Source organism: Cupriavidus sp. IK-TO18 (assembly GCF_015549295.1).
Lineage (GTDB): Bacteria > Pseudomonadota > Gammaproteobacteria > Burkholderiales > Burkholderiaceae > Cupriavidus > Cupriavidus oxalaticus_A.
On the sequence record NZ_JADGMP010000019.1, the window covers coordinates 16,375 to 42,247 of the forward strand.

Below are 25,873 nucleotides of genomic sequence, written 5' to 3' on the forward strand. Positions count from 1 at the left end.
GCGGCTGCCTTGACTTCGACAGGCGCTCTGTAGCATGAAAAGCATGCAACGCGACCCCTTGCCCATGCTCTCCACCACGCAACTCTCTCTGTTTCCCATCGCGCCGGCGCTCTGCAATGAGGCTGCCGATCCCGCCCTGCTTCTGATGGCCTGTTCCGGTTCGAAGCTCGATGGGAGCGCACGTGCCATCGATCTCTATCGGGGCGTCATGTACCAATCGTACCGGGCACACCTGCGCAGCGATGCGGTGCCCCGCCTCCTGATCCTGTCCGCGCGACACGGCTTCCTGCAACCCGACACTGAGGTCGCACCCTACGACGAGCGTATGACGCGGCAACGCGCCGACCAGATGGTGGCGGACCTGTCGACCTACCTGCGGCCCGCGGCCTGGCCAACGCGCGTCGGATCGGTGATGCTCGCCGGCGGCGCCGAGTACCGGCGCGTCATGCGGGCTGCGTTGGCCCGCCGATACGGCCCTGCCCTGCCTGCCCTGCAGGAAACCTGTGGTGGTATCGGCATGCAACGATCTCAGCTCGGCCCTTTCTTGACGGGCTGAAGCCAGCGTTCCGCGACCAGATCGGCCGGCATGCCAACGGCACGCCGGTCTTTCGCGCCTATGGACGGATCCAGGCCGGCGCAATCGCCACCCTGCGCTACCGGGCCGCGCCCGCTCTCCCCGCCCGCCAGGCTCGCGTGCTTTCAGTCTTCAACGGGCCGAGCGGCCCCACCGCTGATGTCGAGGTGGAAGAGTTTGTGCGTGGCCGCGTGAAAATCTGCCCCCGCTGGGTCAGCGTCGCGGATCTCCAGCCTTTCACCGGGGAGCCGGCATGAGCGATCTTGACCGGCAACTGCATCGGGAGGCGGTGGAGCTATGCCAAACGGGACCGGCAACGCCCGACAAGCTCCTTGCGCTGGCCCATACAGGGCTGAAGGCGTGGGCGAAGGTCGGCAATCTGCATTTCCCCCCGGAAACGCGGCATGCTCTCCTGCTTCAGATCATGCGCTATTGCGCTTGGGAATGCCTCGCGTGCTGCTTCTCGCAGGAGGACCGCTTGGAGCGGATCGCCGACATGCTGGATGCCGCCTACCCTCGCTATGCCTGCACCCGCGCAAGGCTTGCCGCACGCCGCAACCGTTATGGGCCGCCGCGGTTCTGACCCCTTTGCCTGCAAGCGATATCCGCCGCGTAGCGGTGGAGGGGTGTGGGATGCGCCAAATTCAGTATATAACTGCGGGCATGGTACACATGGACTCCCTCTGGCTCAGCAATCCAACCCTGGCCTACCGTGACTGGCAGGCCCGTGAGGCGGCTGGCGCCGATCGCCGCCCCTTCTCGGCACGCTCGATCGTCCAGCATCAGGCGATGTTCGAGCATTTCCGCCGGCATCTGATGGCCAAGGGCGCAACCATCGTCTCTTTTGGCGCAGCCGATATCGACGCGTTCTGGCAAACACCTGATGGTCGCGCCTACTCCCAGGCCACGCGCACGCGGTATGTGAAGCTGCTGGACCGGTTGTGCCGGCATCTGGTGTTCACCGGCGTACGGCTGGACAACCCCGCCGCCGCCCTGCTCTCCGCGGAGCGCTGGCCAGATCAGGAGCCGGCGCCCCTGTTCCTGACCGAAGCCGAGGACGCGCGGTTGCAGGCCTACCTCCGGTCGATCCCTGAAGATTTGGCCGGTTTGCGCAGCCGCGCGATCGTCGCCGCGTTCCTCGGTATGGGTATCACAGCGGGGGAAGCCCGCGCAGCGCGCGTGGCGGATCTGTGGGCGGACGCGATCCCGCCCTACCTGGTCGTGCGCACCCATGGCCCGCGAGACGCGCGGACGGTGCACATAGGCAGGTTCGCAGTACCGATACTGCGGGCCTGGTGCGCACGGCGCGCAACCCTCCCCGTCGACGGCGATTTGCTGTTCACGCTTACTCCGGATGGCCGACCGGTTACCGACATGAGTTTCGGCCGCATCGTGGCCACAGCGCTCGCAGATATTGGGTTCGTCGGCGCTGAGCCAAGCCCGCGTACGTTGCGCAATACCTTCTGCCGCCGGCAACTCTTGGCGGGCCATTCTCGCGATGAAGTCAGCCAGACGTTGGGGCTGGCCAGCAATCGAACCTGCGATCGGATTGCCGCGACCTTGGACTCGGTGGCTCACGCTCTGGCGCAGGACCCGAGCGCTAGCTAGCGAACTTGCCTCGAGCGGCGGCAAGCCGGATGCGCCGCGCATCCGGCTCGCTGAGGGTATGCTGATCGAGCCGCCTGCTGCGCTTTCGAAAATCGGCCTACCCTCTTGCGTAGGCGGCCGATTTTGCTATTCTTCGCCGGTGCGCCACACCCTCAAACGCTGTCAGGCGCGCATAAATCTACCAAGACACGACCATGGCCACGAAAGCGAAACCTGTAGCAAAGACTGCAACGAAGACCGCAGCGAAGAAGGCTGCTCCGGCTAAGAAGGCCGCCCCCGCAAAGAAAGCGGCTCCTGCCAAGAAGGCTGCCGCGGCCGCACCGGTAGCCAAGCCGCTGAAGGACACGTTCAACAAGTCGAGCCTCCTCGCCCACCTGATCGCCCAGACCGAACTGGTGTTGACGGCGGTGTAAAAGCGACAGTAAATGGTGGCGTATGGTTGGGTAAGCAAGGGGCCGCGTGCGGCCCCTTGCAGTTTGGAAGGGACGGTGCTGGTTAGAACGGATCGTCGAGGCCTTTCTCGGGGGGCGAGCGCTGCGCACTCAGCAGGTCATGTAGCGCGAGCTGGTAGTGCGCGCAGATCCGCTCGCGTAGATCGTCGATGAGTTCGACGACGGCGAGGGCCTGTTCTGGGGACCAGTTGTCTGGGATCAGGAAGTCCAGGCCGTTGGTGATGCCTGAAGGCAGGTGCAGATGCGTCATGATGGCTTTTTCTCCGCCCGGGCCACGCTGCGTTTCTTTGCTCGCTGATCGGCCCGCTCACGCGCTTCCTTGACGCGATACGACTCGCCCTCGATCGCGATGACTTCGGCACGATGCACCAGTCGGTCAACCAGCGAGACGACGCAGGCGGCATTCGGGAACACCTCAGACCATTCGGCGAATGGTCTGTTTGTTGTAACCACCGTACTGGTGGCGCCATATCGGCGACTGATGAGCTCGAACAGCAGATCGGCATGTCGGTTCGAGTACGACAGGTAGCCGACCTCGTCGATGACCAGCACGTCCGGCGAGGCATAGCGGTGCAGGCGTCGACGCAAGGCCGAATCGCTGTCGAGGGCGGCCAGCTCGCCGAGCATCTGGCCGGCGGTGGTGAACAGCGCCGTGTGCCCTTGGACGAGCGCCTGATAGGCCAGATTCAGCGCCAGGGTCGATTTGCCGACGCCGTTCGGGCCGATCAGCACGACGTTGGCCGAGTCCTTGACGAACTCCAGCGACATCAATTCTTCGACGGCGGCCCGGTCGCAGCGCGTCGGCCAGGCCCAGTCGAAGTCGCACAAGGGCTTGAAGTTGCCCAGGCGGGCATCCCGGATGCGTCGCTCCAGCGAGCGGCGCGAGCGCTCCTCTTCTTCCCATTGCAGCAGCGGCGCCACCCAGCCGGCGTCGGCGACCTCCGGCCAGTGCGCCAGTAGCCCATGTAGGCGCAAGGCGTTCGCACGGCTTTGCAGGTTCTCAGGCGTGTTCATTGGCATCTCCCGTGATCTGATCGTAGATGTCGAGGCGGTGGGGTATCACCAGCTTGTCCTTGTGCCGGACGTGTTCAGGTAGATGGATGCCCACGGGCGGCGGTGCCTGGCGCGCCTCGCGCCGGCGCTCCAGCGCCAGGCGCACCGGATTCTGGTGAGGCGCCGCATCGCTGGCGAGGATTTCCTCGATCGCCGCTTGCAGTTCAGCGGCGCCATAACGGTCGAGCAGCCGCAGCAGGTGGGTGGTGATGTTGCCCAGATTGCCGCCCCGTTCCGCTGCGCGCTGCAGCAGCGCCTGGCTGGCCGGCGCCGCCCGAGCCAGATGGTCAAGTCCGCGATGGTGGCGGGCTTCGCGTTTGCGTTCGACCAAGGCGTTGATGTGCGCGGCATTCTCTATCTGCGCGCCGCGATCGTAACTGCGCTCATGAGTGGCGAGCAGCTCCGCGCCATCGAGGATGCGTACCTGCCGGGGACTGGCCCGCACGGTGAGCGTGCGTCGCACGTGGGTATGCGGGATCGTGTAGTCATTCAGATCGAAGCGCACATACGGTGTCTTGCCGACCTTGACGGCCAGTTGCAGTTCGCATGGATAGGGATTCTCCGGCAAGGCGAGCAGGCTGGGTTGCTCACGAGTGAAGGCCTCGCGTACGCTGATCGTGGGTTCTTCCCGGCAGGGACGATCGGCCGCAAGTCCCGCACACCAATGGGCGGCTTGGGCGTTGAGCTCATCGAGGTCGGTCACGGTGCGTCCGGCGAAGAAGCTCTCGCGTACATAGCGGATGGCGCGCTCGACGCGCCCCTTCTCGTTGCCACGGGCGACGGCAACCGGCCGGGGCTCGTAGCGGTGATGCGCCGCGAACGCGAGCAGTGTCGGATGGAAACGGATCGCATCGCCCTGGCGTTCCAGCACGGCACTCTTCAGGTTGTCGTAGAGCAGGACCCTGGGAAGGCCGGACCAGGCTTCGAAGGCACCGGCATGGCCGGCCAGGAAGCTGTCCATGCGGGCATCGAGGTAGAAGCGCAGATAAATCTGCCGCGACCACGACAGCACCATCACGAAGGCCATCAGCGGCCGGCGTGCGCGGCCGATCTGCAGATGGCCGAAGTGACCCCAATCGACTTGCCCTTGTTCACCGGGCAAGGTACGCAGACGCAGATAGGCTTCCGGCTGTGGGCGCGGCCGGTGCAGCGCGATCATGTGCCGGAAGTGGTGCTGGCTCCCGCGGTAGCCGCGTTCGGTCACCATCGCATACAGGCGGCTGGCCGTGAGCGACGGGAACTTCTTCAACGTCTCATGGATGAATGGCAGGTAGGCGTCGATCTGCGACGGCCGCTGCACGCTGCCAATCCTGGGCAGGCCGGCCTGCGCCAGCACACGCTGGACGGTGTCGCGGTGCACATGCAACTGGCGCGCGATGGTGCCGGCGCGCCATTTCTCGACGTGGTAGTAACGCAGGATCTGGGCTTCAAGTTCTACTCCAATGGTCATGGGTCGTGTCCTGTGCGGTCAGTCGTACGAACATCACGGAAGACCCGACGACGCAGTGGTCCGAGGCGGACAAAGCCCGAATATGTGCAACGGCAGAAGTGGCAATGCTCAGGCACAGGGGTTGAGGCGCCAGCGGGCGCCGGTGCTCTGGCCGGCGTCGTCAAGGTCAGCGGCAGTAGAGCATCGGCGGCCTGCGCGGCGGAACCGTGATGCGTCACTTTCTTTTGGCGACAGCGGTAGCGGCGCATCCGCTCCGCGTGGGCCAAGCGGCCGCGGCGGCTGCGTTGATAGCGCTGAGCGGCCTCGCGCAGGCTGGCGCGGCGCGCTGTTTGCGAGCAGCCGCCATTGCAGTAGATCTGACCGCGGTCGCAGCGGCGGCAAACAATGACCTGCGCCCGGCAATGGGCGCACACAAAGAGGCGGCCCGTGGCCGGCATCGGCAATCCCCCCGTTATGCCGAAGCGGCCTCGACGGGATGGGCGAGCCGTGCCATACTGGCCCGGCACGCGCGCCCTTGGCACGAGTGGGGCACGACATCGGGATGAACTTGGCGGTTTGGACCGGTGTCGTGCCTGTTTCTTTTCGGCGGTAAAGCCAACCTTTTACCGCATCCCTACTGCGACGTCACCACCTTGCGGAATGCCGGCACCGGGCGCGTCTGCACTCGCCCTACGGGCTCGCTCCGACGCGCCCGGTGACAACCTTCAATATCAAATCAGAAGACCTCGAGACAGTCCTGCAATTCAGGAGTTGCTCCGCATCTTTAAGCCGCGCCGCCGTTTAGTGTCGGTTTTAGACAACCGTTCACAACTGGACAAGAAGACCGTCCAAACCGTCCTGGCCCACCTGGAAAACACCATGGTGAGCGCGATCCACAAGAAGGGCGCCGGCGAATTCACCTTCCCCGGCCTGTTCAAGGTCTCGGCCATCCAGGTTCCGGCCACGAAAAAGCGCTTCGGCAAAAATCCGTTCACGGGCGTGGACCAATGGTTTGCCGCCAAACCGGCCAGCGTGAAGGTGAAGGTTCGCGCGATGAAGAAGCTGAAGGACGCCGCTCTGTAATCGCACCGGCTCCGATTAGCAAAAGAATAAGCCCCGAATCTCGCGATTCGGGGCTTTTCTACATGTTAACGGTTCAGAACAGCGAATGCTGCGGCGTCGCGACCTGCTGCCACGCCGCCTGTCCCGCCGGCGGTAGGTCTTCGAAGTGCAATGCCCGCTTCTGCAAGGCCCCGACGTCATACTCAAGGGTCAGCCCGAGGCGATCCTTGTAGGCGGTGCGCCGCGCGATTTCGTCGTGCTCGGCGCGCTGTGAATGCGACAGCGTGAGGCAGCCGTACTGCGCATACCACCGGTAGCCGTAGACGACCTGGCCGGGTGCCACGCCAGCATCATGGGTCTGCAGCAATCGGTCTAGCTCGAACTCGGAAATCAGCAGCGCCGCTTCCGGGTCCACCGAGAACTGCTGATCGGTTGGTAGCGCCCAGATTGCACGACCGGCAGCTGTGAACTGAATCTCCGGTCCACACGCCGAATCCGCTGTGAAGCTTTCGAGGTAGGGGTCGCGCAGACCAGTCCATTCCGCAGCGGCCGACGTGTCGTCCCAGCCCTCCCCGACATGCAGGAAACGCGCCTGCGGCACCGCGGTCTGCGCGAACAGTGGCACGTCCGGGATGTCGTACCTGACACCACGCGTGCGGATATCCCGCCAATCTGCCCAGGCGGCGAACGGCCTGGCCAGCCCGTTTAGTGATTGAAGCGCGTCGACGGCCACCAGCATATCCAGCGGCAAGAGCTCGAACTTCGGGCGCTCGCCGGCTTGCTCAGCGCGACACTGCTCGTCGTAGTCCAATTGCAGCATGTACCGCACCAGTTCCCGCACCATCGTCGGATGGTAGGTGTCCGGCTGGACCTTGATGAACCCGCCTCGAATGGTTCGACCCACCCAGTGGCGACGGCCCCAGTCAAAGCGGGTGTTGCGAATGAACCGGTTCAACTGCTGCAGGCCCGCGGCGTAGGCATAGCGCGCGTCGTACTCCACCATGTTGGCCAGACTCTTGTCCTCGGCCATTTGGCAAACGTGGCATCCCAGTCGTGCGCCACATTTGCCCTGGCGCCGTGAGCCGCCGCCTCCGGAAAGAATCGCGTCAGCGACGACGGCGCAGGAGGTGCCCACCGCATGCGCGTAGATCCGGCGCATGTCCTCGAAGTCGGAGTAGCCTGGGCGCGCGCCGCTGCCGTAAAGCGCGATTCCCTCCCAGATATCGTCGTCCTGCCAGTGGCAGACCGGACTGAGCACCAGGTCGCCATCTGGATTGCGCGCCGGCCGAGCCGCTGACTCGCCCCTTTGGCGCATGGCGAGGTTCCGCCTCGTGCTTTCCCCGTACCTCGTGCCGAGCAGCGTCACAGGTTCGGCGTGCCCTTCCTGAGCCAGGGAGCGGAAGAGGCCCCGCCGGAAGGCCCGTTGTGGACCGATTTTCAGGTCGGTGCTGCAGTCGCCGTGCGTCCCAGGAAAGCTCGGAAGCGCCCGGCCCGACAGGACCTTTATCTGGAAGGTTGCGGCCATCGCGGGTTGGACGATGCCCGTCTGCACCTTGATGCCGTGCCGCTTGCCGAACACACGCATGCGCCCCAGCTCGCAGCGGTAATGCTCCGTCACCTCCGGAGACTCCACCAGCGTGTCACCAGTCGTGACCACTATGAGCGGGTTGCCGCCGGCAGCGCGGTGAAGCACCGCTGCATGCAGTGCGAGTGCGGCCACCATGCTGCTGTCCTTGCCGCCGCTGTAGGCGATGACCAGCGGATGCCCGGCCTCGAGCAATTGGCGGATGGCCAGGATGGCCTGGTCTGCACGGTCCTCGATAGGATCGAGGGTCCCAACGGGAAAGAGAGAAATGGCTTGCATGGTACCCCTCTATTTGGATAGGGCACCCCCATAGGGGCGTGCCCCCATGGGTTGGTTGACAGAATGATTGGCTACAGGTCTGCGAGGTATGCGATGCAGCTGCAGTCGTCCGGGGAGCCCGCAATCCGCTGCCCTTCGGCGCAAGCCGAGAAATCCCGAACATTGGCTTCGATTTCACCGGCCAGCTGGCGAAGCCGGCGGGCCGCCTCTGCCGGGCCGTCAGAGCCATCGAACGCCGGGGCATTCAGACAAATGCTGACGATCAGGTCCATCGATCCCTCCCCCGTCACGCACCAGCGAGCTGCGGATGCAGCTTGCGAAGCGCGGTTTGGTTGGTGTCGATGTAGGTCCGCATGCCGTCCATCACAACGGCAAGGTGATGGTTGAAGCATGCGGCGTCGGCCGAAATCTCGACCTCCTTAGCTGACTCAAATGCCGCCAGCACCTTTTCACGATCAACGTCCGCCCCCATCCAGCCGAAGACTTTGAAGAACGTGTGCACCTTCTTGCCACGGGGCAACAGCTTGGCGGCCTTATCCGCCGGAATCATGATTTTTTCCATTGTCTGAGGAATTGAAGCTAACAGGCCGAAGCCTGCAAGCAATTGAAAGAGAGAAGCCGCGTCATGCAGGCGTGAATGTCGCCACCGCGCACACTCCAGATCGCGGGTCAAGGCGAACAGATTGGCCAGGCTCAAGCATGGGAAGCCGTGCCACGACCTCGTCAGCCAGCACACGCAGGAGACCCGCTGCTTGCGCGGGCGCTTCTATGCCATCGAAGGATGTTCCCTCGATGGGCGATCACCACCATCAGGCCCATTGAGCTACTCCAGGTAAGAGGCAATCGGGATAGGGGCAGGCCTCACGGCCCGACCCCTCCCACACCACCGTGCGTACGGGTCCGTACACGGCGGTTCGGCTTGGTTGATCGGCGTGGACCTAGCGACGGAAGGCCAAGAGAATCGAAGTAGCTGTTGGGCAGCGCAATCGTGATACCAGGTGCAAGGCTTAGGCGCCAGTGACTATGTGGAGACCCGGCAGCTTTCGCTGCAAGGTCCTTTTTAACACCACGGGCGACCATCTCGGCAAAGCGGGTGCGACTACGCTTCCATTGCTTCCAGACAAAACAGCGCAGGCGTCTGCGCACCCAGCAATCGAGGTCACGAAGCAGGCTAGGGGTTTCCGCGAAGCCAAAGTAGCCGCGCCATCCGATCAAGTAGCGCCGGACTTCGTCAACTATCTGGTCGAGGCCTACACCGCGTGACCGACGGGTTATGGATCGCACCCGGTCCTTGAACCGTAACAGCGCCGACGGCGATACGGCCCGCCGAATCGACTTGGCTCCGAGGAGGAAGGTAAAACCCAAGAATTTCCGTTGGTCTGGGCGCGCAACTGCGCTCTTCGCGGCGTTTACCGTCAGCCTGAGCTTCTTGGTTAGAAAGGCCTTAAGACCCTCCATCACCCGTTTCCCGGCCCGTTCGCTGCGCACATAGACATTGCAGTCATCTGCATAGCGAACAAAGCATAGGCGCCGTCGCTCCAGTTCACGGTCAAGGTCATCAAGCAACAAATTGGAAGGCAACGGCGAGAGGGGGCCGCCTTGCGGCGTTCCCTCGACCGTTGCCCCAACCAGCCCGTTTTCCAACACGCCGGCTGTCAAGAACGCGCGTATCAGCTTCAGAAGTCGCTTGTCGCTAACTCGCTTTGCGACACGGCACATCAGAATGTCATGATTCACCCGATCAAAGAACTTCTCCAGGTCGAGGTCCACAACCCACGTGTTCCCCGCCTGAAGGTAGCGCTGCGCTCGGGCAACAGCCTGATGTGCCGAACGCCCTGGACGGAAGCCGTAGCTGGACTCGGAAAAGGTTGGGTCCCACTGCCTCTGCAGCACTTGCAACACCGCCTGCTGAACGAACCGGTCCAGCGCCGAAGGGATGCCGAGCTTGCGCACGCCCCCATCCGGTTTGGGAATCTCGACTCGCCTGACAGGCAAAGGCCGGTATGAGCCGCTAAGGAGCGCTGCTCGGATGCTTGGCCATTGCTCCCGCAGGAACGCCGGCAACTCGTGAACTGTCATGCCGTCCACGCCCGGCGCCCCTTTGTTTGCCTTCACTCGCTTTAGAGCTAACTTTAAATTCTCTCGCTCACAAATCTCTTCCATCAGTCGGTCACTAGCCGACGGGCTTTCAGTCTCGGGGTTCGCCGCCTTGGATTCAGCCCCTCGACGGCAAGGCGTCTGGGCTTCACCCATATCCCCGAGATCAAGGCCGCTAAGCGTTTTCTGCTGCTCTTCCATTGCGAGTTTTCCGGCTTACTTGCCACTCCATGCCGTTCAGGCCTTCCGGTGTTTCCACCGTACTACGCCGTCTGCTGACTCCTGCCGAGCGGTCAGCGGCCCTCGCGAGCCACTCAGTCCTGATTCCAGGACACCAGGCAGACCTCCCGAGGTAAGTCCAACCGCCTTCACCACACACCTGCCAGATTTACCACCCCGGTCCTTGATGGCTATGGACTTCGCGATCATTTGCCCGCTCGTCCGGCCGGGCAGGCCTTATATCTGGTTTCTGTTCGTCAGGTCATGGCTTTGCTACGCGCTTCTTTCAGACCCCGCCTCACGACGACGCCCTTGCGCTTCACTAGTCCTTCACCACCATCAGGTTGGACAGGGGACTTTCACCCCCAAGCTGTTGAACATGCTCGGCACACAAAAAAAGCCCTCCGAAGAGGGCGATGAACGAGATGGGCCAGGCTTATTGCCAGCCGGAGCGGACAAGCTTCATGAGGCTCCGGGTCTTGCGCAGGCTGCGCAAGCGTAGCGTGAGCCACAGGGTGCCGATCAAGGCCACCATAAAGCCGCAGCCGAACAACTGGGGTCGGGGAAGATCACCGCCGGGTGCGGTGACTACGAAGTAAAGCGCAACGAAAAACACCGCAACGATTGCGAGGACCGCTGCGCCGGACGTGCGAGATTGAATCAGCATGGCAAGACTCCTATGAAGACGGAGCCTCGCCCATAGGGACAAAGCCCCAATGGGAAAAGAAAAAAGCTGTGCTGGCGAACCAGCAAGGTCGATGCGTCAGAGACGCGAGAAGTGCAACGATTCTACAACACGCACGAAGCGATTGATACCGGTACGGAGCACGATGTAGCCCCAAGCGGGTCAATCCCCTTCGTCCTCAGACAAGCACGAGATCTCGCAGAGAACGTAGCGCGCAAACATGGCCTGAAAGGCTTCCTTCTGCGAACCCGAGAAGAACACGCCTGCAACGTCACCAGCCGTCACCTTGAGGCCGTCCTGTACTGCCAGACACGCAGCGTTCAGTGCATCTTCGACCAGCTTCTCGACCAACAATCCATTCCGGTCCGAGCCGGCGGTCAGCCACTGGCTCAACGCAGCTTGCACGCGGTTGGCTGCCTCGCATAAGACATCCTCCTCAGCTGCACTGGTGCGCGGGAAAAGACGGTTCCACTCGCCATCATCCTCACAAAGCCCGCCAAACTCGTTGGCATCCACGAAGTCGTGCAGCTTGGCGAAGTCCGTCACAGTCGGGGGGATCCGGCCCTCGGCGATTTCCTGTTCGATTTGCCGCTTGCCCAGCTCGATCGCCCGGCCGACCGCCCCATCCTGCTCTTCACTCAGAATCGCGTCGTTGATGCATTCCATCATTGCTCCTCATACAAAAGAAGAATGCCCGCGTCCCTTTCGGGGCGACGGGCATGGCTATAAAGGGGTTGGTGCGAACTACTGGGCAGCCAAGGCCACGACGTCAATCACCGCATCGGCTTCGTCGACCAGGTCCGGCGTGTGGGAGATGAAGAATTCACGCTCGTACCCGCCCTGTCGCAGCACTTCGCGCTTCATTCGCATGAAGGCACGCTTACGCTCGGTGTCCAACGGTCCATCGGCTTCGTCGGTAAAGAGGGTCTGGAACGCCTGTCCTGTGTCCTGCGCCCGGTACAGGGCGATTCCGCGGGTCAGGCACTCGTTGATCCAGATCTTCTGTCCCCCTGACATCACGGAGAAGTCCTTCGTGCTGTCGTTGTCGGCGTCAATCACGTCGATGGCAAAGCCTTCCCGCTTCTCGCCGTTGGCCAGCTCCGTCTGCGTCTGAATCGCGATGGTGAATCGCGGCCCATAGCAGGCCAGCAGCAGGTCATTGACGATTTGCGTGATGGCCGGGCCCGCGTCATCGATGGACAACGCGATCACGCCATCGTTGCCCAGGCCCTTTGCCAACAGCTTCCACTGCGCGATCTGGTCGGACAGCGCTTGCGCTTTGGCCTCCGCTGCCGGCAAGCCGGCAAGCTCGACATCCAGGCGCTCGCGCTCGGCCACCAGCGTGCTTTCCTGCCGGATCAATGCTTCGATCCGGCCGGCGATGGCAGCGCCAGCCTCCCGGCTGGCAGCGATCTGGCGGTCCATCTGGGCCAGCATGCCGGTCACATCCTCTGTGGCCAGCGTTGCCAGTTCCCTGTGCACCGCGTCGAGCTGGGCCTGCACATCCGCGGCATCCCGCTTGTGGCGGTCTGCGCGGGTGCCTTCCTCCTCAGCCAAGGCTGTCAGATCACGATCGACCTGCGCCAGCCCTTCACGTGCGGCGTCCAGCATGGGCTTCCTGGCGGCCAGGGCCGTCAGGCGCTGCAGCGATTGCTGATCGCGCTCCAGGTCGGACAGCAATGCGGTGAAAGCACTCCGCGCCTTGGTGCGCTCCCCAAGCGTGTCCTGCATCGACTGCGCCTGCGCCTGCTTCCTGCGATAGCTATCTCGAAGCGCCTCCACCGTCACTGCCTGCTCATTGAGACCGGCTTTGGCATTGCGCGCCTGTGCCAGCAACGGGCAGGTGGCGTGCATCGGGTCGTTCCGGCAAGGAACCGTCTCGATGACGTCTGCCTGCAGCTTGAGCGACTTGACCAACTGTGCCGCCGAGGCACCGCGTTGTTCCAGGCCCTTGAGCTCGGAACTCAGCGCCGCGTGCTCGACCTGCACCGCATCGAGCTTTTCCACAGTCGCCTGCTGGCTGGCCAGTTGCGCCTGCTTCCGGCCGATTGCAAGTTGCAAGGCATCCCGCTCGCCGGCGGCAGATTCGATCGCCGAGGCCTCCGCCAGCACGGCGCGGTGGCTTGCCGCGTTTCGATCCAGATCGCGTCGGCGCGCCGCAGCACGGCCGGCAGCCGCCTGTTCGTCGCTGGTCAGCAATACCGCACGCTGGTCCAACTCGCCCTTGCGCTGGCTCAATTCCCGCAACCGCGCTTCGGTACCGACATTGGCCTCCTGCTTCGCAGCCAGCGTCGCGCGCTCCTGCATCAGCTTTGCACCCTTGGCCGTCTCCACGTCCCGGGCCTCGCGCTGGGTATCCAGGGTTTCGCCGACCTGCCAGATCTCCTTGGCAACCACCGCGGCCCGATCGCGCTTTCCCGTGAGGGTCAACACGTCGCGCTGCAGGATATCCAGCGAGCGGGTGAGCAGCTTGGCAACCTCGCCCGCTTTCGCGGACAGGTCACGCAGGTGCTCGATCCCGAGCAGCTCGGCGAGCAGCTTCTTGATCTCGCCGGCCTGGTAGCTGGCGAGCGGGCGCCGGTTCTGGGCGGAAAACACGCTGGTGAAGAACGCCTCGGGAGACCCGAGCACGGCCTCCAGACACCGGCTGTAGGTGTCCGCCTTGCCGTCCGACAGCGTACCGTCAGCCAATTGCAGCGGCTTCCAGTCACCTTCAGCGTCCTTCTCGAACAGGTAGTACTCGGCCTTGCGGCTCTTTCCAGGATTGCGGAACGCGAACGCGGAGCGATACGTCTTGCCACCGTGCTCCCACTCCAGATCCTTCTCCGCGCGCGGGGCGCAGAGATGGTCCCAGTACGAGAACGCGTCGGCCGACATCTTGCTTGCGTGGCTCGGCATGATGGGAAACGGGTGCAGGTTGTCCATGATCGTGGTCTTGCCAGCCCCGTTAGGGCCAACCAGGGCGATCAGGCCACCCGGCAGCGTCGTCAGGTCCACCGTGACGCTATCGCGCTTCATGCCGTCGCGGATCCCATAGAATCCGGTGAGCATCAGTTTCAGTGGACGCATTCGGACACCTCCGTACCGTTGAAGGAGTGAAGGTAATCCGACGGCATTTCCATGACGTTGTCGTCAAACACCGGCATCTCGGCAACGACCGGGACATCGCGTTCCGGCTTGCCAGCGATTGCGCGCTCCAGGGAGCGTCGCGCTGCGGCAAACTCGCCGGCGGCCATCTTGAGCACCGCTGGCCAATCCCCAAGGCCGGTGATGGCCCTGAGTTCCAGTTGGCTCCACTGGGAAGCCAAGCCGTTGGACACTGACCAGATCAGGTCCTGTAGCTCCTTGGAAGGTGCCACGGCAAAGAAGGTGTTTCGGCCGACCTCACCAAGCGCCAGGACCAGCATGTGACCGCGCTTGGCGATCACAGTGCCGCGGCCTTGGCCAAACGGCTCATACAGCATGCATTGGGTAAAGTCATGGGCGTCGGCCAGGCGCTTGGCCATCACCGAGCGGTCCATGCACGTTTCTTCAACGAACAGCCAGTCGGGACCGGCGTGGTACAGAATCATGATGCACTCCTGGAAAAGGACGGAGTGCGCCCCAGACGGGAAGCACCCGTCTGGGTAGATAGAAAGAGGATGGATACTGCGGGGTCGATGCGTCGAGGACGCGGGGAAAACCGGGTTTCGACAGCCGCTAGGGCTGTCGGAACATGGCTCATGTTCTAAGGTGTGGGCGTATCGCTACGCAAAGAGATCGTCAGTCAGCCAGTCCATCGCCGGGGCGGTTGGCGACGATGCCGGCTTGGCGTCCGGTTCCATCTTTGAGACTGGCGGCACCGCATCTTCCAGCTCCATGCCAACCAGCGCCGCTAGGACCGGTGGCAACACGGGCTCGGGTGGGAAAACATCAAGTGCGGGTGGCACCGGATCAGCAGCAAGATCCGCCAGCACGCGATCGGCTATCGACTGCGCATCGAGTGTTTCAAGCATCGAGAGGCTGTCCATGAGCGGATTGGCCTCAACACCTGTCAACTCACACCAGCGTCCCAGCTTCTCGGGCAACGTTGCTGCCCGGCTGATGCCTTCGGCCCGGCTGCGAACTGCCGGTAGCACCCGGGCTTCGAGCTTCACCTCGGCACTGGCGCCAAAGAGAGCCGTGATGGCCTCCCGGTCCACAAGCTGGCGGTGCTCCTCATTGACCGTCCAACGGATGCGAACGAACTTGTCGGCAGCGTCGGTGGCCATCTCGGTCAGCTGCGCCATATCCGGTGGGCCATCGAAGTCGATGCAGACGGTCTGGCGCGCCGGTGTCGCCACCAGCGAGGCCTCGGCCCGGCCGGGAGCAATTTGCCACCGCAGGTAGCCCTTTTCCCCAATCTCACCATAATGAAAGCGCCCGATGGAGCCCGGATAGGCCACCACCCTGCCCTCCTGCGCCCATTGCTGGGCGCGGTGAATGTGCCCAAGCATGAAGGCATCGCAGTCGGCGTCGAACAGCGCACCAATGGTGAATTCGTGGTCGAATCCGGCCATCGGCACCCCGTGCTCGGTCTGGCACCCGTTGACGGTACCGTGGGAAACGCCGATCGTACGCGCGCCCCGCGATCGCCATTGGCGATTGACAGTGCCCGCCGCCTTCAGATAATCGGCCAGGTGATCCCCAACTGCCGTGGCAGCACTCGCCACGCCAGCCGCAGCCGCCAACACGGCCTTATTGACCGTGGGCACACAGGTGAACACCACGTCCGGTATGCCATGCTGTGCTACCAGCACGCCGATCTCGGCAGTGTCAAAGACCGGCCCCGCCGACGGCACGAACCGTCCGGCGCATAGCGCAACCTGATGGATGCGATCCGCGACATAGACCGGGTACTGTGCGCCGATGAGGCGAAACAGGTCCAGCGTGCCCGGGGGCTCGTGGCTATACGTGCCTTGCAGCATAAGAACGGCCATGTGCCCAGTCAGTTGGTGAACGCGGCGTGCCAGCGCCGAGAGTGCCGGCGTGTGCGCATCCAGGCGGTGGTCGGTGGAATCCCCCGATACCACGCCAACCTGACAGCCGGCGGCAATTGCATGATCGACCGCAAAGCCGAAACAGCGATCGGCCTCTGCGAGATGGCCAGGGGAATAGTGCAGATCCGAGAAATGCGCGACAAGCAGGCTATCGCCTTCATTGTGCATGGTATGACCTCCAAGGGAATGTGCCGGCGTTCGGCAAAAGGAAAAGGGAAGCCATACGGCTTCCCCTAGACATGCCGGCACAAGGCCAGCGTTACGGTGCGACTTCGGCAGCGATCGCGGAGACCTGCTCGCGGAACGCGAGCGGATTGGTCAGCGCTGTGCGCATTTCGCCGAGCAGTTGGCGAACGTCCTGGTCACGCTTGGTCCAGCCGCGCCCGAAAGTGGCAGAGGCGTAGATGCGGAACTGTGCCCGGCCCTCCTGATTGGCCAGGCCCAAACGCGCCATCAGATCCTCGAACTGACTTTCCAGGTCCTCGCCGTCGACGGGCAGTGCATTCGCCGCTGGAGCATCAACAACCTGAGACTGCTGCGGCGGTTCATTGTCCGGCAGCGGCGTCTGCTCCGCTGGATGCAACTCGTCTTCCAACGCAGCAACCGCCTGCGTCGCCAACTCGAGTGCCGGCGCACGTCGGTCCGACCCGTCCAGCAGGGCAGCGATATCGATCTCGGCGTCCAGCGTGATGAGCCACTGCATCTGGCGCACGGCCCTTCCGCTATCATCGATACGGCTGATCTCCACCTCCTGCTTCGCCATCCAGAACTTGACGCCCACCAGCCTGCCGCGCGCCAACGCAACGGTCTGCATGGCGGCGTGAGCCTTTTGCAGGACATAAATTGAGGTTGTCGGCATTTCGATAAGGCCAAGGCCGGAAATGCTCGGCAGCGCGAAGTAGAAACTGGCTGACAGGTTGCAATTCCCATCCTGGTACTGCGGGCACATGTGCGGATCGCAGATGCCGTCAGGGATATCGTCGTCCTGGCGCAGGATGATGGTGCGGCCGCCCCAGGTTCGCTTCGCGCGATTGGCGCGAGCGTCGCGCACGGGGGGTGCGTACATCTTGCAGTAGCGCCTGCCGTCGGGCCCGTACTCCGAGAAGAACTGACGACCGCTCTGCGTCCATGCCACGAGCTGATTGGGCATATTGCTCAACCAGTCGTCGAACGCGAAGATGACCGGGAAACGCCAAAGACGGAAGCCGTTGCCGTCGCCACGGTCCTCGCCGTAGCGCTGCACGATGTCTTCAGCCACTGCCGGGTTGGCGAAGTCCGAGCCGCGGCAAGTGAACCACGGCACGTTCTTCGGAACAAGGGGCGTTTTGATGCCGGTTGCCCGGGAAATCTCTGCCCCGATTCGCTCGAATCCCTGCCCCTGCGCCAACATCCGGTCATGGATTTTGACAGCTTCAGGCTTCTCGCGTGCGGCCTTGGTCAGGACCTTGATGCCGGGCCGGATCTTGCCGATGATCGGTGGCCGTGTGGGCCGCTCCTCCAGGAGGCTGCGGCGTCCGCCAGGTTCGCTGTAGGTGATGGGTGCATGCATGGTAGTCCTTTCTCCTTTCAGGAAAGAGAACGACGTCGGCCAGGATGGACGCAGCATGCTCCCGAAGGCGCTGGGCTGTGTCGGCCCCGCGCTGGGTCGTTGCGGAATTGAGGAAGCGTGACTCGCAGGCTTCCAAATGACTGGCGGCGCGAGAGGCGCGCCAGAAACGAAAAAAGCCCGCTCCGGATTGCGCCGGCAGCGAGCTTTGATATCAGAACCTGCAATGCCACGCCCCTTCCGGGGGCGTGGCACTGAGGGAGCGGCACGCTAATGCGCGCTACTCGATGCTGAGGACGTAAAGTCGTCCTCGTGCAGCATGGTCACGCTGCACAGCAACCCATTTCGCGAACCCACAGGTTCGGCCGCAGGTTCACGGATCGGCTCGACGGCAGCCGTTCTGCCCGGGAGGGGCCTTTGAGAGAGAGCTCCACATGATCCCGGGCTCGAACGGTGTCCATCGCGTGGCACTCACAAGGAGGCACCGCGAGAACGCGTATTACGAGCTGATGAGGGAAGTGTTCGGCGAAAACACTTAGCACAAGGAAGATCCACACTGGTAGCCAACCAGTCGGCGCGTGCGCAAATGCACGACTTGAAGCAGAAGATGGACTCGCCAGGAGTCAGGGTCGATGCGTCAGTGACGCGAGGTGTGAATGCATTGTGGCACAGAAAATTCCTGCAAGGAATGCGAATGCTCGCCAATTTGCCATAGCTTTCAAAGTCATCGGGTGCCCGGTTGTGTCAGACAATTTCAACCTGAGAGAGCATCCGAAAAACATGAAAAAATGGCCGAACAAGATCCACCCAAGAAATCAGCCAGTGGGCTCAAGCCCATTGAGCGACATAACAGCGAAGAACGTCTCAGCCGCCTCACGCCGACGACGGCTTCCGCCACCCTCCACGCCTACTGCTCAAAGTTCGCGCGCGACTTCCTGGATGCGCATTTTTACTACGCTTCGTCCAAGTTCGTCGTGGCGCGTGGCGGCAAGGTCAAGGCGCTAGACGAAGCATTCCGCGACGCGGAGGAGTGGTATGGCAGTGCGCTGAGCTGGCTTTCGACGACTGACCAGGTCGAGATTCCGCTCTTCTACGAGGAAAAGGAGGTCAAGGTCTCCCATTCCTTCGCCGGTCGGTTGCTCAGATTGCTGATGCAATTCGACCGGATCTTCGTGGAGACTCTCTACAGCCAGGAATGCGGGTCCATCTCCCCGGACCAACGCGCCACGACTATCCAGATCGCAGCAAAGCGCATCACCGCGATCCACCAACTGTGCATCCCGGATACCGACAAGTTCGACCCCGACGGCGCACTGATCTCTTCTCACCGGAGTTCCCCCGATGGACATGCGTGACATCGAGCAGCTGCATGCTCAATACGCCCAGCCACCCCTCACAATCGATATCACAGCCGGAGTTGCAGCGACTGCGCCGCATCTTGGTTATAGCGGCACTTCCTCCGCGCCAGCAAAGGCGTCAACTCCCCCGTTCGCGTTGAACGGCAATCCCCGGCTGCTATGGGGGCTAGGCTTCGTCGCGGTCGCGGCGCTCATGTTCGCCATTGGCACATCAATTGGGAAGCGGGAATCGCGTGCCGGCAGCGAGCAGGTGCAGCCACTTCATTCAGCTTCCGATGCTTCCGCGCGCAATGCCGCCGGCGGCGGCCATGAATGGCCACGCAAGAGCGACAGCGTAGCCGTGGCCGAAGCTGCTCAGTCTGCTGCGATTCCAGTAACCGCCGAGGCTGCAGTGGCGCCGGCCTCCGCAGCATCCGCTGTCGCGGTGCCGGAGGAACAAGCGCGGGATCGATCACCGGCGGAGTCGAAGGCGGAGATAGTGAAGCGACCTGCAGCCCCGCCAGCACCTGCACCAGCACCTTCGAGGGCTGCGACCGTACCGGCTCCGGCCAAGACTGCACAGCAACTGCCGACTAGTGCCGCGCCGGCGCGAAACACTGCGGCGCAGCAGGCCAACTCCCCCACCGACATCAAGATGTTCTGAGCGACATGGAAAATCCTCCCATCTTCAGCGTGCTGCGTGCCGGCATGAGCATCCATGGCGACATTGTGTCGGACCATGGCTTTACCTGCCTGGCGCTGGTCACCGGGAATGTTGGCGCTTCCCGAGGCCTACTGCATATCGCGGCAGGCGGCGTGGTGCACGGCAACGTCGACGGCGAGCACGTCATCGTGGACGGCGTGGTCGAAGGCGATGTCGTGGGTCGGGCCTCGTTGCTGATCAACGGCCGAGTGAAAGGCCGGATCATCTATGCGGGCACTATCCGCCTTGGCCCGAATGCCGCCCTGGACGGCACCATCACCCGCATCCAGTCCGTTGGTTACGCTCCGCCCCCACAAAAGGAGGGGGTGACCGTCGCTGAATCTGCCGCCGAAGCGTTGGAGCCAGCGATCAGTTGAGGAACATGTTCCTCCCAAGAAATCGAAAAGCGCGGTTCCACACCTCTCTTTCAAAAGCAAAAAGCCCGGCAGTTCTTGCCGGGCTTTTTTTAGTACATGCGTCGCAGCGTCATCAACTCAGCCTGCGTAAAAACGTCAGGTAACCCGACCCACGGATAGTCAACGCCGCTGGCGGGATCTCGAAACGACACATACGGAAAGTCATTGGCCAACTGCACTCTGAAGATGCGCCCGCTTCCGTCCTTGCCGCGCACTTCGTACACGGCCCCATGTACTAGATCAAATACAACCCTTCCCCGCTTTAGCGTCACTGAGGGTGCGGGTCCTTGCACATATCGCTGGTCCATCCACGCGTCATACTCCACCTGGACTGCCTGCTGACTCTGCCACTCGTCAAAGAGTTCATGAAAGCGCTCCTTGTGGAAATGCGCCACATCAATTGGCTGCCGTTGCATCAGTCGCTCCGCGACTCGCTGCCCGTCAGTCCTGATCGTGTTACGACAGGCATTGCGGCCACGAAACGCAGGTCGCTTCGCGTCTGTGGTCCGGAACAGCCATCGAGGGTATCGGGAATAAAAATCAATTAGCATCATGGCAACGAGCGAAAAAAAAGCCCCGGACTTATCGCCGGGGCTTTATGGACCTAAAACGACTACCTCCACGCCAAACATCGGCATGGAGCGTCGTTCGCTTTAGGGCTAAACAATTACGATTTCGTCAGGCAATGAGCTCGATAGCAGCGTCCCAAGCCCGCTGCTTGAGTGCAGCGCCGGCACCGAACCACGCTGAATCCAACCGATTGCCTGCATTGCGCGCTCGCTGCTGGTGATCGACGTACTCGGTCACGCTGTTCACCAGACCCCAGGCAGTCCCGGCCGCCGATTCCAGCGTGGCGCCACGACCGTTGCCCTCGAAGAGATTGAGCACTGCCTTCAGGCCGCGCTCGTTCACCTTGTCGGGACCGTTCGAATCCGGCTTCGTCCACGGGTACGTGAACAAGCGCTGGAAGAAGCGTTCCGATTCGACCTGACTCACCTTGCGGTCAGCCAATTCATGCATGCGCACCATGAAGCCATCCCACGACGAGATGGCGATGCCCAGCTCTTCCTTGACGGCGCGCGGGTCGAATTGGCTGCGGTGCGGCACCTTGACGGCGCCGCGGTTTCGGCCAAGCGCAATCTGCAGCGTGTTGTTGCAAACTACTCGCACCGACGTGAACTGGGCGGTGGTGGCCAAGGTGCCATCGCAAGCCGTGGCCAGCAGCAGGTAGCCGCGCACCTCGTCGACGCCAGCGATCTTGGTCGATTGCCCCGTGCGCGCGAGCGCCCAGAGCTTGCGACCTTCCTTGAGCACACCTGCCGTTTCAAGCTGGTAGCCACCGACCTCGGTAAGGTCGCGGTAGAAGTCGAGGATTTCCGAGGGCTGGACCACCTGGTACCGCTTCGACACCGTCGCAAGTGCCTTCTTGGTATCCGAGCGAAACAGCACCTTCTGTTGGGGGAACGAATGAATCGGATCGAGATCGTGGGAGCCGGCGCGATACATCACGTCGGTTTCCTCGATTCGCCAGTTCATGCCAGCAGCGTCCGCCCACACTTCGAGCGGCTGATTGCTTTCGAGCTGGTTGCCAAGGCCGTGCCACGGGGTAGCGCCGACATAAGCCATGGTTTGAACGAGATGGGACATGGATTGCTCCTGAAAATGGGATAGCGCGAGCACGGCCCCAAGGCCGGTCGCAGGAAGGAAGTGGGAATGATCGGAATTGCGGCGCGCAGGATTGCGCGCGTGCGGGGCAAGACATGGCGCTTCCCGGGAGGGCACGCGCCAAAACGGCTACAGCAATGGTTGGAGATGCATGTGGGTCAGGGATGCGGCCCACAAGAGACGTCCCCACAGGGATCGTCCCTGTGGGAAGTTGCAAAGGATGGCCGGCATGCCGGCTTGGTCGATGCGTCGCAGACGCGGGTAAAACTCGGTTCGGACTGAACGTCCTTCAGTGCGAACAGAGCTTGTGTGTAGTCCAAAGGCTAACGCAAACGTCGCGTCCGGACGAATCCGAATGCTCAGGATATCCACGAGTGATTTGAAGAAGACGCCCCCAGCCAGTGGCCGGGGGGAAAAACGATCATGCGGCGAGCGCCACGGGCACGGCGACCCGAGCCAGACGAGCACGCGCATAGTCGAGCGTGCCGTCCTTGGCGCGCAGCGGTCGGGAAGCCCGCTTTACCGGATCGTGGATCAGGTACCGTCTTGCACTACCGCGGCGCTCGTCGATGAGCTGGGAGAAGCCCGCGTCAATGCAGAAATCGACGTACTCGCGTCCGCTCATCACCTGGCCGGTTTCCAACCGGTACTTGGCCGCCTCAGCCTGGCGCATTGCATCAGCCAGTTCACGCTCGGCACGCTTCTGTGCCTTCTCGATGGCCTCGTGAGCCTCCCATTCAGCCTGTTCGGCTTGCGAGAATCCACACAGCTCAAATAGCCGGCGGCGGCGAGTCGTTGCTGGACAATGGAGAACGTCGACGCCGATCTCGTCACGCAGGGCGCGCTTGGAATCTGTGTTCCAGTCCTTCGGCCCGTCGAAGATCTGCAGGACAGCCGCCACGTTGCGCTGCATGACTGCGAGTGCAACGCGGTTCGGCCACTCGTAGCCATAGGCTGCGCGGTAAGCTGCAGCGGTGCAGGCCTGGCGATCGAATTCGCGTTGGCTGATCCTCCGCGCCTCTCGCTCGGCCCTGGCCTTGTCCATGCTTTCCTGGAACTGCCGTTGGCTGATCAGCACGTGAATCCGTGCAGCCAGGTTCGTCACGGGCTGTGCGTTGTCATCGGTCTGCGGCTTGGGCGTCGGAACCGTCCGCGGTGGCAGGATGCCAGCCACGAACAGGGCGTCGTCAACCTCCACGTCACAGCCATCGTGCGGCACATGCCGGAGCGCAGTGAGCAGCTTGCCAACATTGTGTGTCGTGATCGCAAGCTTCTCGGCACGCATGGTCCGGCAAAGCGCCTGCAGCACGCTTGCCGACAATGCACCGCGCAGCGCGGGTACCTCGATCAGCGGCTTCAGCCAGAGTTCATGGCGGCCGTGGTGCGGGTTCTCGCGATAAGTATTCACGATGCATTCCCGAACCTTCTCTCCACGCATCAGCGCATAGGCAACGTGAACCTCATGGCGGACATTGGGGCTCGCATCTGGGGCATACAACGGCCCGTTAGTGCCGTAGCCGAATCTGCGCACGAACTCGCCACAAACAAACTCAGCGATGTCGAACGCTCCCTTCTCCTCGAAAAGGTCTGCCGTCTGGAAGAGCGGTCCCGCATCGGCTTGGGACATGTCGATGGCTTCCGCGGGGAAGTACGCCAGGCGGCCGGCGGCCACCACAGCGCCCCAGGACGCGCGGCTCATTTCGTGCGGGCGCAGGATCTTTCCACCCACGCGCACAATGAAGCGATCCACTTCGTCGAGGATCATGGTCAGGATCGCGCGCCGGGTGCCCGTCGGGCGGACCGCAAGAGAGCCGGACGCCAGGCGCACTACCGGGATTGCCCCGCGCTCGATGTGACGAACGGAAATGTCTTCGAGACGCGGCAGCGCGCGGCCCTCACGGTCATCGTTCAAAAGCTGCAGCACGCCGGCGAGCGACGTGCGATTCTCGGCCTGCTGGCCGACGTGGACAACGTACATGGTGGCTCCTGAGACGGAGCACGCCCCTTCGGGGGGCATGCCCCGAAAGGGTGGAAAGGAAGGGAATCAGGCGAGCGCTTCTGCGCGGCGCACCGGACTGGTTCGCCGGGCGACCACGCGTGCGGCGGCGACCTGCGACAGCAGATCAGGATCCGCAACACGCCAGATTTCGCCGCGGCCAAGGCCGACCTGGTTCGACCGGCCGGTTTGGACGAACTCGCCGGTGCCCAGCAAGGCGGCCTTGAGTTCGGCCGGCAGATTCCAGTCCGCCGACGTGAGAATCTCGTCCTCGGCAAGGTCGGCGTCTGGCACGTTCACCGACAGCGCGCCGTAGGGCATGCCATCGTCGGCACAGACGAGCGAGAATGCCGCGCGCAGGTTGGTGGAATAGACACTGGTGCGCAGCAACACGCCGGCGGGGTAGCTGGCCAGGCCAGCGCCATAGATACGGTCCATCGGGATACTCCGTTAGAAGGGGAGCCGGCCCGACGGGACGACGCCCGCGTGGGTGTGGAAACGAAAAACGCACCCCGAAGAGGTGCGTTCAAGTGGGAGCCGACGAGGGCGGCCCCTGAGAATGGCTTGGACTCAGTCCTTATGGACGCGACGACCGTTGCGATCTGCCCAAAGCAGGAACGCTGAAACCACGCCAGTAACGACGAGGACGGCTAAACCGAACATGTCAATCTCCTTTGGAAAGGACTGCGCCTACTACGAATAGTACAACACTGCCGACAAGCAAGCAGAAGATCTCCCATGCTGCGAGAAGAGACCATGTCTGTACGGACTTGAAGTAACCGACCAGACCGATCAAGGCAGCTGCCGAGAGGGTATGTGCAAAGCGCCCGTACTGCTGACGCTGGTCCTTGTGCGGCTCAATGATGGCCCGCCAGGCGAGATACCAAAAGCCATCGCGGCGGCGGGAATCGCTGTCGAGGCGGTACTGATCCGCATCCTGATGGACCAGTTGATACTTAAAGCCGTTGTCATGCGCAACGATTTCGAAACCTTCACCAGCGCTTCTGGCACGGTCAATGGAAACCGAGAAGCGAGCCGGCAAGGTCACAATGCCCTTGGCTCGATCAATTTGCGCCTTCCCAGACACTTCCTCGCCGGATGTCGCTGAGAACGTCACTTTTATCAGTGTCGTCATAGCCACTCCTCAGCCACGCCGCCCGGCCACCACGCGGAGCGTGGAAACCAGATCGGCATAACCTTGGTCGGTGGCCAGCGACTCCACGTTGACGGCGTTGTCGCGCCCGCCGGTCAAGTCATGACGACCGCGACAGGTCCGGTAGGACATGCGCACGCCGCCATCCTGGCCGCGACCGGTCTGGATCTCGACAAGCAACGAATTCGTATGCAAGGCGAACACGTCGACGTCACGGCGCCGCTGGCGATGCTCGCGAATCGTGTAGTCCCGCGGGCTAAGTGCCATGTCGCCGGCGAATCGGCGCAGCACGCGGCATGCGTCACGGCGAACCGCTTGGCAGGCCGAAGAGTTGGTCGACGCGTGTCGACCGAAGAATGATTTGGGAAGTTTCATGATGTCCTCAAGAATGCGCGGGACACCCCTTCCCTACGGGACGAGTGTCCCGCAATGGGTTGGTCCGGGCAATGCCGGACAGTGGGTCGATGCGTCAGCGACACAGGTGAAAGCGAGTTGCCGAAGCCGTGGCGGCTTTGGCAAGCCCTCTCGGGGCTTGCATTCTTGGTGTCAGGTGACGTCGAGCATTTTTACGATCGCGCGAACGACCTCCCAGCCTTGCCGTTCCGTCAGCGCCTTGCCAATCAGCAGTTTCTCGGCCGTTGTCGTGAGGTTCGGCGCGTTGCCGATATAGCCGATACGATCGACGAAGACGCCCCAACCTTCCGACCAACTTCTCTGCAGGTAGACAGCGAGCCGATCGCGAGCCCCGAGGACTGGCCATGGCCGATTTGTCTTCGGGCCGTACAGGGCTTCGTTGTCGTCATTGTGGAAGTTGGCTGCGTTCAACCACTCAGGCTCCAACTCAGAACCGCGAAGTCCGTCTTCGAGCTGTCGAAGGACTTCGGCTACGGTTTTGCCCTCGGTGAGGATGGGGGCGAACCTCAATGGTGCGTCTGCGAATGCGGGCATGGCATGCTCCGATGGACGCGTGGAGCCCCGCACGGAGACTCCGCGCGG

Annotated in this window: 27 protein-coding genes and 1 pseudogene; 8 read left to right on the plus strand and 20 right to left on the minus strand. The window is 62.7% G+C overall.

From position 1 onward, the window contains the following. Positions 1-34 precede the first annotated feature (34 nt). From IPF36_RS34695 to IPF36_RS16435, 4 genes and pseudogenes are all read left to right on the plus strand, one after another. Positions 35-556, plus strand: a complete 522-nt coding sequence (locus tag IPF36_RS34695) for a DUF6884 domain-containing protein (RefSeq protein ID WP_255519802.1) — start codon at positions 35-37, stop codon at positions 554-556. A gap of 271 nt (positions 557-827) precedes the next feature. Then, complete coding sequence (locus tag IPF36_RS16425; protein WP_195428855.1) at positions 828-1,157, plus strand: hypothetical protein; 330 nt, start codon at positions 828-830, stop codon at positions 1,155-1,157. Positions 1,158-1,207: 50 nt separating this feature from the next. After that, positions 1,208-2,182 (plus strand): tyrosine-type recombinase/integrase, encoded by a 975-nt coding sequence (locus IPF36_RS16430; RefSeq protein ID WP_195428858.1) that lies wholly within the window; start codon positions 1,208-1,210, stop codon positions 2,180-2,182. 194 nt (positions 2,183-2,376) lie between these two features. Next, positions 2,377-2,577 (plus strand): annotated as a pseudogene (locus tag IPF36_RS16435) (DNA-binding protein); the annotation flags it as partial. A 100-nt stretch (positions 2,578-2,677) separates the two neighbouring features. Here the strand turns inward: IPF36_RS16435 and IPF36_RS16440 are convergent. From IPF36_RS16440 to istA, 3 genes are read right to left on the minus strand one after another with little or no spacing between them, the layout of a single operon-like run. After that, on the minus strand, positions 2,678-2,884 hold the full coding sequence (locus tag IPF36_RS16440; protein WP_195428859.1) for a hypothetical protein: 207 nt from the start codon (positions 2,882-2,884) through the stop codon (positions 2,678-2,680). Beyond that, complete coding sequence (istB, locus tag IPF36_RS16445; protein ID WP_062797542.1) at positions 2,881-3,648, minus strand: IS21-like element helper ATPase IstB; 768 nt, start codon at positions 3,646-3,648, stop codon at positions 2,881-2,883. Before istB ends, IPF36_RS16440 begins: the two co-directional genes overlap by 4 nt. Continuing rightward, complete coding sequence (gene istA / locus IPF36_RS16450) at positions 3,635-5,137, minus strand: IS21 family transposase (protein ID WP_195428861.1); 1,503 nt, start codon at positions 5,135-5,137, stop codon at positions 3,635-3,637. The genes istB and istA overlap by 14 nt, the downstream gene beginning before the upstream one ends. 639 nt (positions 5,138-5,776) lie before the next feature. On the opposite strand from istA, the gene IPF36_RS16455 reads away from it, so the two are divergent. Further along, entirely contained in the window at positions 5,777-6,199 is a 423-nt protein-coding gene (locus IPF36_RS16455; protein WP_195428863.1) for an HU family DNA-binding protein, read from the plus strand. Positions 6,200-6,272: 73 nt separating this feature from the next. On the opposite strand, the gene IPF36_RS16460 is transcribed toward IPF36_RS16455, so the two are convergent. The 10 genes from IPF36_RS16460 to IPF36_RS16505 form a co-directional block, all read right to left on the minus strand. After that, the gene (locus tag IPF36_RS16460; RefSeq protein ID WP_195428865.1) at positions 6,273-8,042 is read right to left on the minus strand and encodes a phosphoadenosine phosphosulfate sulfotransferase; all 1,770 of its coding nucleotides are present in this window, start codon (positions 8,040-8,042) and stop codon (positions 6,273-6,275) included. Between the two features lie 71 nt (positions 8,043-8,113). Further along, complete coding sequence (locus IPF36_RS16465) at positions 8,114-8,314, minus strand: cell division protein ZapA (protein ID WP_195428867.1); 201 nt, start codon at positions 8,312-8,314, stop codon at positions 8,114-8,116. Positions 8,315-8,328: 14 nt separating this feature from the next. Beyond that, complete coding sequence (locus IPF36_RS16470; protein WP_255519803.1) at positions 8,329-8,739, minus strand: hypothetical protein; 411 nt, start codon at positions 8,737-8,739, stop codon at positions 8,329-8,331. 164 nt (positions 8,740-8,903) lie between these two features. Further along, positions 8,904-10,340, minus strand: a complete 1,437-nt coding sequence (gene ltrA, locus IPF36_RS16475; RefSeq protein WP_195428869.1) for a group II intron reverse transcriptase/maturase — start codon at positions 10,338-10,340, stop codon at positions 8,904-8,906. Positions 10,341-10,794: 454 nt separating this feature from the next. Next, a complete protein-coding gene (locus IPF36_RS16480; protein ID WP_195428871.1) occupies positions 10,795-11,025 on the minus strand; it encodes a hypothetical protein in 231 nt (76 codons plus the stop codon). Positions 11,026-11,205: 180 nt separating this feature from the next. Then, complete coding sequence (locus IPF36_RS16485; RefSeq protein WP_195428873.1) at positions 11,206-11,709, minus strand: hypothetical protein; 504 nt, start codon at positions 11,707-11,709, stop codon at positions 11,206-11,208. Between the two features lie 78 nt (positions 11,710-11,787). Further along, positions 11,788-14,112 carry an SMC family ATPase gene (locus IPF36_RS16490; protein ID WP_195428876.1) on the minus strand — a complete coding sequence of 775 codons (2,325 nt, stop codon included), beginning with the start codon at positions 14,110-14,112 and terminating at the stop codon, positions 11,788-11,790. Beyond that, positions 14,100-14,615, minus strand: a complete 516-nt coding sequence (locus IPF36_RS16495; protein WP_195428878.1) for a hypothetical protein — start codon at positions 14,613-14,615, stop codon at positions 14,100-14,102. Before IPF36_RS16495 ends, IPF36_RS16490 begins: the two co-directional genes overlap by 13 nt. 174 nt (positions 14,616-14,789) lie before the next feature. After that, positions 14,790-16,229, minus strand: a complete 1,440-nt coding sequence (locus IPF36_RS16500) for a metallophosphatase family protein (protein ID WP_195428880.1) — start codon at positions 16,227-16,229, stop codon at positions 14,790-14,792. Between the two features lie 91 nt (positions 16,230-16,320). Continuing rightward, positions 16,321-17,610 carry a hypothetical protein gene (locus IPF36_RS16505; protein ID WP_195428882.1) on the minus strand — a complete coding sequence of 430 codons (1,290 nt, stop codon included), beginning with the start codon at positions 17,608-17,610 and terminating at the stop codon, positions 16,321-16,323. Positions 17,611-18,395: 785 nt separating this feature from the next. Here IPF36_RS16505 and IPF36_RS16510 point away from each other — a divergent pair. From IPF36_RS16510 to IPF36_RS16520, 3 genes are read left to right on the plus strand one after another with little or no spacing between them, the layout of a single operon-like run. After that, positions 18,396-18,962, plus strand: a complete 567-nt coding sequence (locus IPF36_RS16510) for a hypothetical protein (RefSeq protein ID WP_195428884.1) — start codon at positions 18,396-18,398, stop codon at positions 18,960-18,962. After that, positions 18,949-19,608, plus strand: a complete 660-nt coding sequence (locus tag IPF36_RS16515; RefSeq protein WP_195428886.1) for a hypothetical protein — start codon at positions 18,949-18,951, stop codon at positions 19,606-19,608. Before IPF36_RS16510 ends, IPF36_RS16515 begins: the two co-directional genes overlap by 14 nt. A gap of 5 nt (positions 19,609-19,613) precedes the next feature. Beyond that, a complete protein-coding gene (locus IPF36_RS16520; protein WP_195428888.1) occupies positions 19,614-20,024 on the plus strand; it encodes a polymer-forming cytoskeletal protein in 411 nt (136 codons plus the stop codon). A gap of 89 nt (positions 20,025-20,113) precedes the next feature. Here IPF36_RS16520 and IPF36_RS16525 read toward each other — a convergent pair whose 3' ends face one another. From IPF36_RS16525 to IPF36_RS16555, 7 genes are all read right to left on the minus strand, one after another. After that, a complete protein-coding gene (locus IPF36_RS16525; RefSeq protein ID WP_255519804.1) occupies positions 20,114-20,479 on the minus strand; it encodes a hypothetical protein in 366 nt (121 codons plus the stop codon). 262 nt (positions 20,480-20,741) lie between these two features. Next, on the minus strand, positions 20,742-21,710 hold the full coding sequence (locus IPF36_RS16530; protein ID WP_195428892.1) for a DUF932 domain-containing protein: 969 nt from the start codon (positions 21,708-21,710) through the stop codon (positions 20,742-20,744). Between the two features lie 439 nt (positions 21,711-22,149). Continuing rightward, positions 22,150-23,706 carry a hypothetical protein gene (locus tag IPF36_RS16535; RefSeq protein ID WP_195428894.1) on the minus strand — a complete coding sequence of 519 codons (1,557 nt, stop codon included), beginning with the start codon at positions 23,704-23,706 and terminating at the stop codon, positions 22,150-22,152. A gap of 66 nt (positions 23,707-23,772) precedes the next feature. Further along, entirely contained in the window at positions 23,773-24,162 is a 390-nt protein-coding gene (locus IPF36_RS16540) for a hypothetical protein (RefSeq protein WP_195428896.1), read from the minus strand. A 226-nt stretch (positions 24,163-24,388) separates the two neighbouring features. Beyond that, a complete protein-coding gene (locus IPF36_RS16545; protein WP_195428898.1) occupies positions 24,389-24,859 on the minus strand; it encodes a hypothetical protein in 471 nt (156 codons plus the stop codon). Between the two features lie 9 nt (positions 24,860-24,868). Further along, entirely contained in the window at positions 24,869-25,252 is a 384-nt protein-coding gene (locus tag IPF36_RS16550) for a hypothetical protein (RefSeq protein ID WP_195428900.1), read from the minus strand. Between the two features lie 171 nt (positions 25,253-25,423). Beyond that, the gene (locus tag IPF36_RS16555) at positions 25,424-25,825 is read right to left on the minus strand and encodes a hypothetical protein (RefSeq protein ID WP_195428902.1); all 402 of its coding nucleotides are present in this window, start codon (positions 25,823-25,825) and stop codon (positions 25,424-25,426) included. Positions 25,826-25,873: the final 48 nt, after the last annotated feature.

Coding starts and splice junctions, on each gene's coding strand:
- IPF36_RS16495 (WP_195428878.1), bottom strand. CDS start 14,615: ATGATTCTGTACCACGCCGGTCCCGACTGGCTGTTCGTTGAAGAAACG.
- IPF36_RS16510 (WP_195428884.1), top strand. CDS start 18,396: ATGGCCGAACAAGATCCACCCAAGAAATCAGCCAGTGGGCTCAAGCCC.
- IPF36_RS16455 (WP_195428863.1), top strand. CDS start 5,777: ATGCCGGCACCGGGCGCGTCTGCACTCGCCCTACGGGCTCGCTCCGAC.
- IPF36_RS16430 (WP_195428858.1), top strand. CDS start 1,208: ATGCGCCAAATTCAGTATATAACTGCGGGCATGGTACACATGGACTCC.
- istA (WP_195428861.1), bottom strand. CDS start 5,137: ATGACCATTGGAGTAGAACTTGAAGCCCAGATCCTGCGTTACTACCAC.
- IPF36_RS16425 (WP_195428855.1), top strand. CDS start 828: ATGAGCGATCTTGACCGGCAACTGCATCGGGAGGCGGTGGAGCTATGC.
- IPF36_RS16525 (WP_255519804.1), bottom strand. CDS start 20,479: ATGCAACGGCAGCCAATTGATGTGGCGCATTTCCACAAGGAGCGCTTT.
- istB (WP_062797542.1), bottom strand. CDS start 3,648: ATGAACACGCCTGAGAACCTGCAAAGCCGTGCGAACGCCTTGCGCCTA.
- IPF36_RS16540 (WP_195428896.1), bottom strand. CDS start 24,162: ATGGACCGTATCTATGGCGCTGGCCTGGCCAGCTACCCCGCCGGCGTG.
- IPF36_RS16485 (WP_195428873.1), bottom strand. CDS start 11,709: ATGGAATGCATCAACGACGCGATTCTGAGTGAAGAGCAGGATGGGGCG.
- IPF36_RS16550 (WP_195428900.1), bottom strand. CDS start 25,252: ATGAAACTTCCCAAATCATTCTTCGGTCGACACGCGTCGACCAACTCT.
- IPF36_RS16490 (WP_195428876.1), bottom strand. CDS start 14,112: ATGCGTCCACTGAAACTGATGCTCACCGGATTCTATGGGATCCGCGAC.
- ltrA (WP_195428869.1), bottom strand. CDS start 10,340: ATGGAAGAGCAGCAGAAAACGCTTAGCGGCCTTGATCTCGGGGATATG.
- IPF36_RS16535 (WP_195428894.1), bottom strand. CDS start 23,706: ATGTACGTTGTCCACGTCGGCCAGCAGGCCGAGAATCGCACGTCGCTC.
- IPF36_RS16545 (WP_195428898.1), bottom strand. CDS start 24,859: ATGACGACACTGATAAAAGTGACGTTCTCAGCGACATCCGGCGAGGAA.
- IPF36_RS16530 (WP_195428892.1), bottom strand. CDS start 21,710: ATGTCCCATCTCGTTCAAACCATGGCTTATGTCGGCGCTACCCCGTGG.
- IPF36_RS34695 (WP_255519802.1), top strand. CDS start 35: ATGAAAAGCATGCAACGCGACCCCTTGCCCATGCTCTCCACCACGCAA.
- IPF36_RS16500 (WP_195428880.1), bottom strand. CDS start 16,229: ATGCACAATGAAGGCGATAGCCTGCTTGTCGCGCATTTCTCGGATCTG.
- IPF36_RS16465 (WP_195428867.1), bottom strand. CDS start 8,314: ATGGACCTGATCGTCAGCATTTGTCTGAATGCCCCGGCGTTCGATGGC.
- IPF36_RS16505 (WP_195428882.1), bottom strand. CDS start 17,610: ATGCATGCACCCATCACCTACAGCGAACCTGGCGGACGCCGCAGCCTC.
- IPF36_RS16440 (WP_195428859.1), bottom strand. CDS start 2,884: ATGACGCATCTGCACCTGCCTTCAGGCATCACCAACGGCCTGGACTTC.
- IPF36_RS16520 (WP_195428888.1), top strand. CDS start 19,614: ATGGAAAATCCTCCCATCTTCAGCGTGCTGCGTGCCGGCATGAGCATC.
- IPF36_RS16555 (WP_195428902.1), bottom strand. CDS start 25,825: ATGCCCGCATTCGCAGACGCACCATTGAGGTTCGCCCCCATCCTCACC.
- IPF36_RS16480 (WP_195428871.1), bottom strand. CDS start 11,025: ATGCTGATTCAATCTCGCACGTCCGGCGCAGCGGTCCTCGCAATCGTT.
- IPF36_RS16515 (WP_195428886.1), top strand. CDS start 18,949: ATGGACATGCGTGACATCGAGCAGCTGCATGCTCAATACGCCCAGCCA.
- IPF36_RS16460 (WP_195428865.1), bottom strand. CDS start 8,042: ATGCAAGCCATTTCTCTCTTTCCCGTTGGGACCCTCGATCCTATCGAG.